The 12703-nt window shown below is 66.5% G+C and carries 14 protein-coding genes; 9 read left to right on the top strand and 5 right to left on the bottom strand.

Translation table 11 applies throughout. The annotated features are described in order from the left end of the window. Positions 1-159: 159 nt before the first annotated feature. The 4 genes from AWC18_RS05535 to AWC18_RS05550 form a co-directional block, all read right to left on the bottom strand. Positions 160-729 (bottom strand): hypothetical protein, encoded by a 570-nt coding sequence (locus AWC18_RS05535; protein WP_085138038.1) that lies wholly within the window; start codon positions 727-729, stop codon positions 160-162. A gap of 113 nt (positions 730-842) precedes the next feature. Beyond that, a complete protein-coding gene (locus tag AWC18_RS05540; RefSeq protein WP_064996136.1) occupies positions 843-1025 on the bottom strand; it encodes a hypothetical protein in 183 nt (60 codons plus the stop codon). A 15-nt stretch (positions 1026-1040) separates the two neighbouring features. Continuing rightward, the gene (locus AWC18_RS05545) at positions 1041-2510 is read right to left on the bottom strand and encodes an amino acid permease (RefSeq protein WP_064996135.1); all 1470 of its coding nucleotides are present in this window, start codon (positions 2508-2510) and stop codon (positions 1041-1043) included. A 96-nt stretch (positions 2511-2606) separates the two neighbouring features. Beyond that, positions 2607-3050: a DoxX family protein gene (locus AWC18_RS05550; protein ID WP_085138039.1), complete on the bottom strand. Its 444-nt coding sequence runs from the start codon at positions 3048-3050 to the stop codon at positions 2607-2609. Between the two features lie 92 nt (positions 3051-3142). Between AWC18_RS05550 and AWC18_RS05555 the strand changes: the two genes are divergently transcribed. The 3 genes from AWC18_RS05555 to AWC18_RS05565 are packed head-to-tail and all read left to right on the top strand — an operon-like array spanning position 3143 to position 6169. Further along, positions 3143-3694 carry a TetR/AcrR family transcriptional regulator gene (locus AWC18_RS05555; protein ID WP_064996133.1) on the top strand — a complete coding sequence of 184 codons (552 nt, stop codon included), beginning with the start codon at positions 3143-3145 and terminating at the stop codon, positions 3692-3694. A gap of 40 nt (positions 3695-3734) precedes the next feature. Further along, positions 3735-4895 carry an FAD-dependent monooxygenase gene (locus AWC18_RS05560; protein WP_064996132.1) on the top strand — a complete coding sequence of 387 codons (1161 nt, stop codon included), beginning with the start codon at positions 3735-3737 and terminating at the stop codon, positions 4893-4895. Beyond that, on the top strand, positions 4895-6169 hold the full coding sequence (locus tag AWC18_RS05565) for a cytochrome P450 (RefSeq protein ID WP_064996131.1): 1275 nt from the start codon (positions 4895-4897) through the stop codon (positions 6167-6169). The genes AWC18_RS05560 and AWC18_RS05565 overlap by 1 nt, the downstream gene beginning before the upstream one ends. Before the next feature lie 19 nt (positions 6170-6188). On the opposite strand, the gene AWC18_RS05570 is transcribed toward AWC18_RS05565, so the two are convergent. Further along, the gene (locus AWC18_RS05570) at positions 6189-6668 is read right to left on the bottom strand and encodes a winged helix-turn-helix transcriptional regulator (protein WP_064996130.1); all 480 of its coding nucleotides are present in this window, start codon (positions 6666-6668) and stop codon (positions 6189-6191) included. 86 nt (positions 6669-6754) lie between these two features. Between AWC18_RS05570 and AWC18_RS05575 the strand changes: the two genes are divergently transcribed. The 6 genes from AWC18_RS05575 (at position 6755) to grpE (ending at position 12682) form a co-directional block, all read left to right on the top strand. Next, complete coding sequence (locus AWC18_RS05575; RefSeq protein WP_085138114.1) at positions 6755-7945, top strand: thiolase family protein; 1191 nt, start codon at positions 6755-6757, stop codon at positions 7943-7945. Positions 7946-7950: 5 nt separating this feature from the next. After that, positions 7951-8928 (top strand): nitrilase-related carbon-nitrogen hydrolase, encoded by a 978-nt coding sequence (locus AWC18_RS05580; protein WP_085138040.1) that lies wholly within the window; start codon positions 7951-7953, stop codon positions 8926-8928. Then, positions 8915-9418: a DUF302 domain-containing protein gene (locus AWC18_RS05585; protein ID WP_064996128.1), complete on the top strand. Its 504-nt coding sequence runs from the start codon at positions 8915-8917 to the stop codon at positions 9416-9418. The genes AWC18_RS05580 and AWC18_RS05585 overlap by 14 nt, the downstream gene beginning before the upstream one ends. Further along, positions 9415-10005, top strand: a complete 591-nt coding sequence (locus tag AWC18_RS05590) for an SDR family oxidoreductase (protein WP_064996127.1) — start codon at positions 9415-9417, stop codon at positions 10003-10005. Before AWC18_RS05585 ends, AWC18_RS05590 begins: the two co-directional genes overlap by 4 nt. A gap of 209 nt (positions 10006-10214) precedes the next feature. Then, complete coding sequence (dnaK, locus tag AWC18_RS05595; protein WP_064996126.1) at positions 10215-12065, top strand: molecular chaperone DnaK; 1851 nt, start codon at positions 10215-10217, stop codon at positions 12063-12065. Next, positions 12062-12682, top strand: a complete 621-nt coding sequence (gene grpE, locus AWC18_RS05600; RefSeq protein WP_064996125.1) for a nucleotide exchange factor GrpE — start codon at positions 12062-12064, stop codon at positions 12680-12682. Before dnaK ends, grpE begins: the two co-directional genes overlap by 4 nt. The last annotated feature ends 21 nt before the right edge of the window (positions 12683-12703 follow it).

Consider the following 12703-nt stretch of genomic DNA (forward strand, 5'->3'; position numbering starts at 1 on the left):
GCGCCGGGGGCGGGCCGGGCGGCTGCGGGCCGCGCTGGCCGTAGGGGGGCATGGCCCGAGTGTGGTCCTCGCTGGGTTTGCCGGAGCCGTCCGATGATCCGAAGCGCGCCATCTCACCGATCGTATCGGAAAGTACTGGCCGGCGACTTGGGCGAAAAATCAGAAGGTTTCGACGTTGTCGATGCTGACCAGCATGCCGTGGCCGGTGCGGTCGTTGGTGAATCGCGTGCCGTCGATGCCGGCGTCGATCGTCCAGCCCTGAGCTTGGTAGGTGAGGTAGTCGATGGTGACGACCGGGATATCGCCCAGGTTGCCCAATACCCAGTGCACGGTGCCGTCGGCGCTGACGCTGACGCCGTTGGCGCGCTGGCCGTCCTTGAACGGCGAGTTGGTGAACTCTGCTTCGCACTCGACCTGCGGTGACGAGATCTGGCAGCGCGTCCGCCCGGATTTCGTCTCGATGAAGACGTAGCCGTTGTCATCGGGCGGCAACGGGATGGCATCGGCCGGCTGGTTCGGGCCGGCCGACTTGCTCGGACTCGGACTCGGGCTCGGGCTCGGCGGCGCTGTGCTGGTGCGCGGTGGCCGGAGCGACGGCTCCGGCGGTCCCCCGCCCGGCGCCGCAGTCGGATGACCGTCAACGGTGGTGCTGCAACCTGTCAGCAACAGCGCGGCCACCAGCGTCAACTGTCCGGCTGTCCTGCGCCTCGCCTGATCTGGTACCCGCACTCAATTTCCTTGCCGCCGTCGTGCGGCCCAGCGTACGCATCCTGTGACATCAGAGGCTGTAGTGACGCGCGGTACTGTCGGGGCGGTGCCCGCGAGTGGAGCAGAGCCTGCGGTCAGGAAAGGTCCCGGAACGCCAGCGCCACACCGGCGACCGCCGTCACCGCGGCCAGCGCGTAACCCGCCATCGACCACCATCCGACGTGCAGATAGGCCGTGATCGCCACGATCGCGATGGCGCAGAACACGAGCACCATTCCATAGAGCGGGGGTCTGGCTGCGTAACGGTTGCGGGCCATATGTTTTCGGGCCTTCTACTCGTCCGGATCCGACTGCGCGCCCACGGGCGGGGTCTGTTCTGCGAGCGTGGACATGGCCCGCACCCGGCCACGTACCAGATACCAACCGGCGATCAGCGCCGGTGGGACGACGAGCAGCACTCCCCGCACAAAGGGGCCGCTGCGGTGATCGAGCACCATCAGGGCCAGCACGCCGGCCAAGAACAGCAATGTCACGTACCCGCTGTAGGGGGCCAACGGCATCCGGAATGCGGGCCGTTGCAGGACTCCGGCATTGGCGAGCCGGAGCAGCCTCAACTGGCAGGCCACGATGGTCCCCCAGGCCGCTATCACGCCGACCGCGGCGATGTTGAGCACGATCTCGAAGGCTTGCCCCGGGCGCAGTGCGTTGAGCAGCACCCCCAACAGTCCGATCCCACTGGTCAGCAGAATGCCGCCATAGGGCACCCCGTTCTTCGACATCTTGCCGGTGAATGCCGGGCCACTGCCGTTGACCGACATCGACCGCAGGATGCGCCCGGTGGAGTAGAGCCCGGCGTTCAGGCTGGAGAAGGCCGCGGTCAACACCACCAGGTTCATGATGCTGCCGGCGCCGGTGAAACCGACGGTGGAGAAGAACGTGACGAACGGGCTCTGGTGTTCTTTGAAGGCGGTGTAGGGCAACAGCAGTGCCAACAGCAAGACCGACCCCACGTAGAAGATCGCGATCCGGGCCACCACCGAGTTGATCGCGCGCGGCATGACCTTTTCGGGATTGGGGGTTTCCCCGGCGGCTGTTCCCACCAATTCGATGCCGGCATAGGAGAACACCACCCCAGAGGTGACCAACACCAAGGGGAGCAGACCCGTCGGCAAGAACCCGCCGTTATGGGCCAACAGGTGCAGTCCAGTTTCCTGTCCGTCGACCTGATAGCGGCCACCCAAGAAAATGGTGCCCACCACCAAGAAGGTCAGCAGGGCGACGACCTTGATCAACGCGGCCCAGAATTCCAACTCCCCGAACAGCTTCACCGAGATCAGGTTCATCGACAGCACCGCCAGCAGGGCGACCAGGGCCAGCGTCCACTGCGGGATCACGCCGAACAGGTGCCAGTAATGGAAGTAGGTGGCGATCGCGGTGGTGTCGACGATTCCGGTCATCGACCAGTTCAGGAAATACAGCCACCCGGTGACGTAAGCGGTTTTCTCCCCGAAGAACTCGCGCGCGTAGGAGACGAACGATCCCGACGACGGCCGGTGCAGCACCAGCTCTCCGAGGGCCCGCAGGATGAGGAAGGCAAACACGCCACAGATCGCGTAGACGACGAATAGGCCCGGTCCGGCCGAGGCGAGCCGGCCCCCGGCGCCGAAAAACAGCCCGGTGCCGATGGCGCCGCCCAGGCCGATCATCTGCAGTTGTCGCGGCGTCAGGTCTTTGTGGTAACCCTCGTCCTCGCGGGCCAGCGCGGCAGGGGAAGCCAGCTGTGGGTCGGGGGAATGTGACATCGCTGCGAGGGTAGCGCACCGGGGGTTGCGGAACGGGCTGAAACCCGGCGCCGTCGCGCCGCGATGTCTGTGCGTCGAGAGCTGAGCCCTGTCGCGCTATCCCGCAATGGCGACCGCTACTGCGGCGGCCAGGAAGATGAGCTCTTCGGCGATGCGCACTGGTAGCCGTGTCGTCATCGCTGGGGGCGGATCGGGCATCCGGGCGGCGTAGATATTGGCCGGGAACATCGCCAGCATCAGCACCAAAAGGCAGGCGGCTGCGGCGATCCGTGTGGCCGGAAGCAGTAGGCCCACCGCGCCCAGGAGTTCAAGCGCACCGGTGACGCTGACCAGCAAACCCGGTGCGGGCAGTGCCGGTGGCACGATCGCAACCAGCTGGTTGCGCAGGGGTGGCGCGAAATGTGCCACGCCGGTGACGAAGAACATAGCCGCCAGGCCGACCGCGATGGCGCGGGGCCAGGTGTCCACGTATCCGACGCCGAACCAGCCCAAGATCCGGGCGGCCAGGCTGCCCACCAACAGGGTGATCAACGGTGCCACGACAGCCTCCAGATCTAGTCAATGACAAGTTATGCGTCCGAACGTAGGTCCGGCATCTAGTCAGTGTCAAGATTTTCTTATAGGGTTGGGGCATGGCGCGTTCGAACTACCACCACGGTGATCTGCCCGCTGTGATCCTGGCCGAGGCGGCGCGCATGGTGGCCGAGCAGGGTGCCGATCGGGTTTCGCTGCGCGAACTGGCGCGCGCTGCCGGGGTCTCGCACGCCGCCCCCGCGCATCACTTCACCGATCGGCGGGGGTTGTTCACCGCCTTGGCCACCGAGGGATTTCAACTGCTCAGCGCAGCGCTCACGGCAGCCCGTGGCCGGTTCGTCGACGCCGCCGTGGCCTACGTGCGGTTCGCCCTGGAGCATCCTGGCCACTACGAAGTGATGTTCGACAAGTCACTGCTGAATCCCTCCGATGCCGAGCTGGTAGCCGCGGAAGCCGCTGCGGGAGCCGAACTTTCCCGTGGTGTGGCGACGCTCCAAGACGCGGCAGCGCACGCTGATCCGGCCGGTGCGGAGCTGGCGGCCTGGTCATTGGTGCACGGCTTTTCGACGCTGTGGCTCAATGACGCGGTGAAAGCCGCCGATCCGATGGACACGGTCGAGCGGATCGCGCGCCTGCTGTTCGACGGGTGACTACGGTTGCAGTTATGGCCGATCGACCCGGGCGAGCCGCATGAGTAAGCAGATCGGGGTGGTGGGAGCCGGCATCGCCGGGCTGGCGGCCGCGGTCGGGCTGCAGCGCCACGGTCATGATGTCACCGTCATCGAGCAACGGACCGACACCTCGTCGGGCGCGGGAATCAGTATCTGGCCCAATGCCCTGGCCGCCTTGGACCATCTCGGTCTCGGTGATGCGGTCCGCGCGGCGGGCGGCCGGATCACCGCGGGGGCGGCGCGCTGGTATGACGGTTCGTGGCTGCGCCACCCGGCTGCCGAACGAATGGTCCGGGCCCTCGGGGAACCGCTGGTGGTGGTACAGCGCTGCGTGCTGCGCGACATTCTTGCCGAAGCGTTGGCGGCGGGCAGTCTGCATTACGGTCTTGCCGCCACCGGCGCGTCGATAACGGGAGACGGTGTAGCGCTGCAACTCTCGGATGGCTCGGTGGGCGAGTTCGATGCCGTCGTGGGTGCCGACGGCACCCATTCGGTTCTGGCCCGCCACCTCAACGGTCCACTGCGCCGGCGCTACGTCGGCTACACCGCGTGGCGTGGAATCGCTGCCTACACCCTGGATCCCGACCTGGCGGGGGAGACCATGGGCCCTGGAATCGAAACCGGGCATGTGCCGATGGGACCTGACCTGACCTACTGGTTTGCCACCGAGCGAGTCCCCGAGGGGCGGCGAGCGCGCGAGGGCGAGCTGGCCTACCTGCGCGGCAAATTCGCGCAGTGGTGTGAACCCCTCCCAAGCATCCTGGCCGCGACATCGCCGGATGATGTGCTGCGCGACGACCTCTATGACCGCGCGCCCGCCCGCCACTGGGCGCGCGGTCCGATCGTGCTGGTCGGCGATGCGGCCCATCCCATGCGTCCGCATCTCGGCCAGGGTGGGTGCCAGGGCTTGGAAGACGCCGCCATCCTGGCCGCGTTCGTCGACCGGGCGCCCGATCTGTCCACTGCGTTCGCCCGCTTCGTCGCGTTCCGCCGCCCGCGGGTGGCGCCGCTGGTCCGGGAGTCGGCGTGGTTCGGCAGGGCCGTCAATGTGCGGCCCGACTTCCTCAGCGCCGCGGTCAGTCGCGTCAGCGGCCTGATTCCGGAAACCCTGCTGATGCGGCATCTGGCAACCGTCGCCGCAGGGTCGGCGTTTGTGCTGCCGCCGGCGGGTGCGCGGTGATGCGGCCAGGTCTGTGGCTTCGGTGGGCGCTGATGCAGGGCCTTCCGCGCGCGCTGCTGGCGGTGCAGGCGCGGCGCGGCGAGCCGATGGCGCGCCTGCTCATCGGCCCACTGCGTGGGGGCGACCCCGAACCCCTGACCGAACAGATCCGTGCTCGCGGTCGATTGACGCGCACGCCGTTCGCCTCGGTGACGGCCGACTATGAGCTGTGCCGGACCATCTTGCGCGACGACAGGTTCGGAGCGACCAACCCGGCCAATATGAATCTGCCCAAGACGGTGCGCTGGATGATCGACCGGACCGATCCCCGGCTGCCGAATCCGGCGGAGCCCCCTTCGATGCTGGCGGTCGATCCGCCCGACCACACGCGCTACCGGCGTGCGGTGGTGCGCGCGTTCACGCCCCGTGCGATCGACACGTTGCGGGCCCGGATCGTCGAGATCACCCGCGAACTTCTCGATGGTGTGGAGAAGGCAGAACATCCGGATCTGATCGCCGACTTCGCCGGGCCGCTACCGGCATTGATCATCGCCGAGATTCTCGGAATCCCCGAGGCGCAGCGGCCGCAGATGATCGAGCGGGGCGACCGTGGTGCGCCTCTGCTCGATATCGGAGTGTCGTGGAACACCTTTCGACGCGCCATGCAGTCCCTGCGGGAAAACGACCGCGAGTTCAGCGAGCACATCGAACGATTGCGCAACACCCCCGGTGATGACATCTACAGCCAGATCATCTGCGACGGGGACCTTGACCGGCGTGAACTGGGCGTGACCGCATTGCTGCTCGCCGGCGCGGGTTTCGAGACCACCATCAATCTGATCGGCAACGCGATCGTGCTGTTGCTGCGCCACCCAGAACAGTTGGCGAAGCTGCGTGAGGATCCTCAGTTGTGGCCCGGTGCGGTCGAGGAAGTCCTGCGTTTGGACAGCCCGGTGCAGATGACGTCGCGCAATGCCCTGTGCGAGCTCGAGCTCGCGGGGCAGCGCCTCGCCCGGGGTGAAACGGTGGCGCTACTGCTGGGCGGCGCCAACCGCGACCCCAACGTCTTTCCCGATCCCGGTCGCTTCGAGGTCACCCGGGCCAACGCCAAAGAGCATCTGTCGTTCAGCAGCGGGATTCACGCCTGCCTCGGAGCCAACCTGGCCCGCATGGAAGCCACCATCGCGCTGCAGGCACTGTTCGAGCGGTTCCCCGATCTGCGGCTCGACGGCCCGCCCACTCCGCGCGGGCTGGCCACCCTGCACGGTTTCCGGCGCATCCCGGCGGTCACCTGATCCAGTTCCCGGGTGGTATTCAGGGCGTGACACCTTCGACCAGGCGTGCGCCCAGTTCGCCGGGTTCGATGCGGTGACCTTCGGTGCAGCGGATCTCGACCAGGGCGTCCGCGCCGCAGTCCAGGTGGGTCAGCCGCAGCCGCCCCCGGTTGGGCAGGTGGCGTTGCCCCCACTGGAACATGGCCCAGACCACCGGCATGAATTCGATCCCGGCGTCGGTCAGCACGTACTCGTCGCGGCTGCGCTGGCCGGGCTCACGGTAGGGCCGGCGGGCCAGCAACCCGAGGTCGACAAGCTCCGCGAGCCGCGTCGCGGTCGCTGCTTTGGTGATGCCGACCCGGGTCGCAAAGTCATCGAATCGGGTAGTGCCGTAATAGGCCTCGCGCATGATCAGCATCGCGGACTTGGTGCCGACCACCGCCATGGTCTTTTCCACCGGGCACTCACCGATCGCCGACCAGCTGTCGCGGTCTGCCAGCGGTCCCTGCAGGAAATTCATCGCAGTCCACCTCCCTGGGTTGACTCTACTATACCCAGGGTGTATAGCTGGGTATAGCGAACAATACTTAGCTAGGGAGGGTCATGATGGCCGAATATCAAGGTCGTGACGCCGTCATCGTCGGCGCCGTTCGCACTCCGATCGGGAAGGGCAAGCCCGGCGGCGCTCTCCACGAGATCCTGCCTGCCGACCTGTTGGCCCACAGCCTGCGAGAGCTGGTGCAGCGAACGGGAATCGATCCGATTCAGGTCGACGACGTCATCGCCGGTGCCGTCACCCAGGCGGGCGATCAGGCCCTCAATATCGCGCGGAACGCGCTGCTGGGTGCGGGCTTCCCGGAATCGGTTCCCGGCACCACGATCGATCGACAGTGCGGCAGTAGTCAGCAGGCGATCAGCTTCGCCGCCCAGGGTGTGGTGGCCGGCGCCTACGACGTCGTCATCGCCGCGGGAGTCGAGTCGATGAGCCGCGTACCGATGGGGGCGTCGCTGCTGCCGGGCAGCCGTCCCCTGGGCGACGCGATGGCCCGTCGCTATCCGGAAGGTCTGGTGCCGCAGGGGATCAGCGCCGAGCTGATCGCCGCGCGATGGGGCTTCTCCCGGACCGAACTCGACGAGTTCTCCGCCCACAGTCACGAGAAGGCGGCACGGGCGACCAAGGACGGGCTCTTCGAGGACGAACTCGCTCCGATCGCAGGCCTGAGTACTGACGAGATCATCCGGCCCGCAACCAGCGTGGCCACCTTGGCGGGGTTGAGCCCGGCGTTCTACGACGAGGCAATGAAGGCGCGCTTCCCGCAGATCAAGTGGGAGATCACCGCCGGCAACTCGTCGCCGCTGTCGGACGGCAGTGCCGCGGTGATGATCACCAGCGGCGAGTTCGCCAAAAGGATGGGCCTGCGACCGCTGGCGCGCATCCACACCAGCACGGTCCTCGGGTCGGATCCGCTCTACATGCTGACCGGGGTGATTCCGGCCACGAGGAGGGTGCTGCGCCGTGCCGGACTGAGCCTGGCCGACATCGACCTGTTCGAGGTCAACGAGGCGTTTGCCCCCGTGGTGCTGGCGTGGGCCAAAGACACTGGTGCAGATCTGGTCAAGACGAACGTCAACGGCGGAGCCATCGCGATAGGGCATCCGTTGGGCGCCAGTGGCGCGCGCCTGATGACAACCCTGGTCCACGCGCTGCAACACAGCGGAGCACGTTTCGGCCTGCAGACCATGTGCGAGGGCGGCGGGATGGCCAACGCCACCATCATCGAGCGGATCGAGGGCTGACGACCATGAGCACGATTCGAGCAGCGGCGGTGCAGATCAGCCCAGTGCTGTACAGCCGAGAAGGAACCGTCGAAAAAGTGGTGGCCAAGATCGAGCAATTGGCCCGCCGCGGAGTGCAGTTCGCTGCCTTTCCCGAGACGGTGATCCCTTATTACCCCTACTTCTCTTTCGTCCAGCGTCCGTTCGCGATGCGCCCGCAACACCTCACCCTGATGGACCAGGCCGTGACCATCCCCTCGGCGGAAGTCGATGCGATCGCAGCAGCGGCCCGGCAGGCTGAAATGGTCGTCTCGATCGGCGTCACCGAGCGTGACGGCGGTTCGCTGTACAACACGCAGCTGCTCTTCGACGCCGACGGAAGCCTGCTGCAGCGCCGGCGCAAGATCATGCCCACCTATCACGAGCGGATGCTCTGGGGGCAGGGCGACGGCAGCGGACTGCGCGCAGTCGACAGCACGGTCGGGCGGGTCGGACAACTGGCCTGTTGGGAGCACTACATGCCGCTGGCGCGCTATGCCCTGATCGCCGACGGGGAACAGATCCACTCGGGCATGTGGCCGGGATCGTTCGCCGGCGACCTGTTCGCCCAACAGATCGAGACCAGCGTGCGCAATCACGCACTCGAGTCGGCCGCATTCGTCGTCAACGCCACCGCATGGTTGGACCCCGATCAACAGGCGCGGATCATGACCGACACCGGATGCCCGATCGGTCCCATATCCGGCGGGTGCTTCACGGCGATCATCAGCCCGCACGGCGAACTGCTCGGCGAGCCGTTGCGCTCCGATGAGGGCGAGGTGATCGCCGACCTGGACTTCTCGCTGATCGATGCCCGCAAGTCGCAGATGGACGCCCGCGGCCACTACAGCCGCCCCGACCTGCTGACCCTCTTGGTGGATCGCACCGCTCGCGTACCTGTCCGGGAGCGCATCGGCGAGATCACCGACGCCGAGGTCGAGGAGGTGGATCGTGTCGCAGTGTGATCCTCAGGAGCGCCGCTTCTCCGGCGTCCAGGTGCGATACCCGAGCACCAAGAGCTACGAGGAGCTGGTTGCTGCCTTGCTGGCTGACGTGGGCCAGCGCCCGGTTCCGATCGATGAACTCCCGAAGGACTACAGCAGCTGGGAATCCTACCGAGACAAGGTCGAATCTCACGTCGGCGCGAGCGGATTCATGCTGTTCGCGACGTTCGACCACGGCGGATGGATCAAGAAGGCCGGGATTGACCGCAAAGTGCTGCGGGTCATCATCGGCAACCCGCTGATCGCGATCACGATGCTGCGTCACGATGTGACCGCGGGCCTGTTCGCTCCGGTGGAGCTGCTGCTCGTCGGCGAGGAAAGCGCCGGCAGCAGCCTGATCTACGTCAAACCGTCCTCGTTGATGGTCGTCGAACCCAACCCTGCCCTGCTCGCCGCCGCTGAAGAACTCGACGTCAGATTGGCTGCGCTGGCGAGGAAGGTCGCGGGATGAGCAGGCGCGTCTTCTTCGCGGGTGCTTCGGGTGTGATCGGAAGCCGGCTGGTTCCCCTGCTCGTCGAAGCGGGCCATACCGTCGGCGCCATGACGAGGTCGGCCGACAAGGCCGACCGGTTGGCCGCAATGGGTGCGCAGCCGATCGTCTGCGACGTCTTCGACCGTCCGGCTCTGACTCGGGCCGTCCGTGGGTTTGCGCCTGACGTGTTGCTGCATGAGTTGACCGATCTGCCCGACGAGCTGGCCGACCTGCCCGCGGAGTCGCTGATCAACGCCCGTATCCGAGCCGAGGGCACCCGCAACCTGATCGACGCGTTGGAAGGGCCGGGCGCGACGAAGATCATCGCCCAAAGCGTCGCGTGGAGGATGCGTCCCGGCCCCGAAGCCGACGCGGTCGCAATGCTGGAAGAAGCGGTGCTGGCGGCGAACGGCGTCGTCCTCCGCTACGGACTGTTCTACGGGCCCGGCACCTATTACCCGGGCGATCTGCCTCCAGAACCGCGGGTGAATGTCGACACCGCCGCCGCGCGGACATTGGCCGCCCTCGACGCTCCCGCGGGCATCCTGACTGTGGTCGACGACTGAATCGGCGGGTGCCGCGCCAGGCGATCCCCGCGTTGCCTTTTTCTCTGTCCCTGCGCGATTCGGGAACAAACCGGGAACCCGGCCCGTTGACCCCAGCAAGAAGTTGAGTCAATAGCACTCAAGTATGAGTTGACAGCCAAGCGGCCGAAGCGCATTCTTGAGCGCAGTCCGCTCAGACTAGGGATATCGTCTACCAGGGAGGAACCACAATGGCTCGTGCGGTCGGAATCGACCTCGGGACCACCAACTCGTGCGTCGCAGTGCTGGAGGGCGGCGACCCCGTCGTCGTAGCCAACTCGGAGGGCTCGCGCACCACCCCGTCGGTCGTCGCGTTCGCCCGCAACGGCGAAGTGCTCGTCGGCCAGCCCGCCAAGAACCAGGCGGTCACCAACGTCGACCGCACCATCCGCTCGGTCAAGCGCCACATCGGTAGCGACTGGAAGATCGAGATCGACGGCAAGGACTACACCGCGCAGGAGATCAGCGCTCGCGTGCTGATGAAGCTCAAGCGTGACGCGGAGGCCTACCTCGGTGAGGACATCACCGACGCCGTGATCACCGTGCCGGCCTACTTCAACGACGCCCAGCGTCAGGCCACCAAGGAAGCCGGTCAGATCGCCGGTCTCAACGTGCTCCGTATCGTCAACGAGCCGACCGCGGCTGCGCTGGCCTACGGCCTGGACAAGGGCCACAAGGAACAGACCATCCTGGTGTTCGACCTCGGTGGCGGCACCTTCGACGTCTCCCTGCTGGAGATCGGCGAGGGCGTGGTCGAGGTTCGGGCCACCTCCGGTGACAACCACCTCGGTGGCGACGACTGGGACGACCGTGTCGTCAACTGGCTGGTGGACAAGTTCAAGGGCACCTCGGGCATCGACCTGACCAAGGACAAGATGGCCATGCAGCGGCTGCGTGAAGCGGCCGAGAAGGCCAAGATCGAGCTCTCGAGCTCGCAGAGCACCTCGATCAACCTGCCCTACATCACCGTTGACGCCGACAAGAACCCGCTGTTCCTCGACGAGCAGCTCACCCGGTCGGAGTTCCAGAAGATCACTCAGGATCTGCTGGACCGTACCCGCAAGCCGTTCCAGTCGGTGATCAAGGACGCCGGAATCTCGGTGTCGGAGATCGACCACGTGGTGCTGGTGGGTGGTTCCACCCGCATGCCTGCGGTCACCGACCTGGTCAAGGAGCTCACCGGCGGCAAGGAGCCCAACAAGGGCGTCAACCCCGACGAGGTCGTGGCCGTGGGTGCTGCGCTGCAGGCCGGTGTGCTCAAGGGTGAGGTGAAAGACGTTCTGCTGCTTGACGTCACCCCGCTGTCACTTGGTATCGAAACCAAGGGTGGCGTGATGACCAAGCTGATCGAGCGCAACACCACCATCCCGACCAAGCGCAGTGAGACCTTCACCACCGCCGACGACAACCAGCCGTCGGTGCAGATCCAGGTCTTCCAGGGTGAGCGCGAGATCGCCTCGCACAACAAGCTGCTCGGCTCCTTCGAGCTCACCGGTATCCCGCCGGCCCCGCGCGGTGTCCCGCAGATCGAGGTCACCTTCGACATCGACGCCAACGGCATCGTGCACGTCACCGCCAAGGACAAGGGCACCGGCAAGGAGAACACGATCAAGATCCAGGAAGGCTCCGGCCTCTCCCAGGAGGAGATCGACCGGATGATCAAGGACGCCGAGGCGCACGCCGAGGAGGACCGCAAGCGTCGCGAAGAGGCCGACGTGCGCAACCAGGCCGAGTCGCTGGTCTACCAGACGGAGAAGTTCGTCAAGGAGCAGCGCGAGGCCGAGGGTGGCTCGAAGGTCCCCGAGGACACGCTGGGCAAGGTGGACGCCGCGATCAACGACGCCAAGAAGGCGTTGGAGGGCACCGACATCGCGGCCATCAAGTCCGCGATGGAGAAGCTCGGCGTCGAGTCGCAGGCCCTGGGCCAGGCCATCTACGAGGCCACCCAGGCCGAGCAGGCCGCCAATGACGCCGCCAGTGCGTCCGGTGGCGACGACGACGTCGTGGACGCAGAGGTGGTCGACGACGGAGACACCAAGTGAGCGAAGAGAACTCACGCGAACAGTCTCCGGAGACCGTCACCGTAACCGACAAGCGGCGCATCGATCCGGAAACCGGTGAGGTGCGGGAGGGTTCCTCCGGTCCGGCCCCTAGTGGGCCGGCGCCGGAGGAGCCTGCCGCCGACGGTGCTCAGGCCGACCAGGTCGCCGAGCTGACCGCCGACCTGCAGCGGGTACAGGCGGACTTCGCCAATTACCGCAAGCGGGCGCTGCGCGACCAGCAAGGCGCCGCGGACCGGGCCAAGGCCGCGGTGGTGACCGAACTGCTCGGGATCCTCGACGACTTGGACCGTGCCCGCAGCCACGGCGACCTGGAATCAGGTCCGCTGAAAGCGGTGGCGGACAAACTGACCGCGGTGCTCACCGGTATGGGACTGACATCGTTCGGCGCCGAGGGCGACGAGTTCGACCCGTCGCTGCACGAGGCGGTCCAGCATGAGGGCGACGGGTCGCATTCGGTGATCGGCGTCGTCCTGCGGCAGGGCTACAAGCTCGGTGAGCAGGTACTGCGGCACGCGATGGTCGGGGTGGTCGACACCGTCCCGGACGCCGAGGGCGGCGGGGCGGTTGTCGACGGCGACACTGCCGAAGAGAATTGACAGGTAAGGAGGTGACGCGAC

It is taken from the genome of Mycolicibacter nonchromogenicus (assembly GCF_002101775.1).
Taxonomy (GTDB): Bacteria; Actinomycetota; Actinomycetes; order Mycobacteriales; family Mycobacteriaceae; genus Mycobacterium; species Mycobacterium nonchromogenicum.

What these genes read in the sequence shown, in the direction of transcription:
- AWC18_RS05570 (WP_064996130.1), bottom strand. Translation starts at nt 6,668, where the DNA reads ATGAATTTCCTGCAGGGACCGCTGGCAGACCGCGACAGCTGGTCGGCG.
- AWC18_RS05575 (WP_085138114.1), top strand. Translation starts at nt 6,755, where the DNA reads ATGGCCGAATATCAAGGTCGTGACGCCGTCATCGTCGGCGCCGTTCGC.
- AWC18_RS05560 (WP_064996132.1), top strand. Translation starts at nt 3,735, where the DNA reads ATGAGTAAGCAGATCGGGGTGGTGGGAGCCGGCATCGCCGGGCTGGCG.
- AWC18_RS05540 (WP_064996136.1), bottom strand. Translation starts at nt 1,025, where the DNA reads ATGGCCCGCAACCGTTACGCAGCCAGACCCCCGCTCTATGGAATGGTG.
- dnaK (WP_064996126.1), top strand. Translation starts at nt 10,215, where the DNA reads ATGGCTCGTGCGGTCGGAATCGACCTCGGGACCACCAACTCGTGCGTC.
- AWC18_RS05565 (WP_064996131.1), top strand. Translation starts at nt 4,895, where the DNA reads ATGCGGCCAGGTCTGTGGCTTCGGTGGGCGCTGATGCAGGGCCTTCCG.
- AWC18_RS05545 (WP_064996135.1), bottom strand. Translation starts at nt 2,510, where the DNA reads ATGTCACATTCCCCCGACCCACAGCTGGCTTCCCCTGCCGCGCTGGCC.
- AWC18_RS05580 (WP_085138040.1), top strand. Translation starts at nt 7,951, where the DNA reads ATGAGCACGATTCGAGCAGCGGCGGTGCAGATCAGCCCAGTGCTGTAC.
- AWC18_RS05590 (WP_064996127.1), top strand. Translation starts at nt 9,415, where the DNA reads ATGAGCAGGCGCGTCTTCTTCGCGGGTGCTTCGGGTGTGATCGGAAGC.
- AWC18_RS05555 (WP_064996133.1), top strand. Translation starts at nt 3,143, where the DNA reads ATGGCGCGTTCGAACTACCACCACGGTGATCTGCCCGCTGTGATCCTG.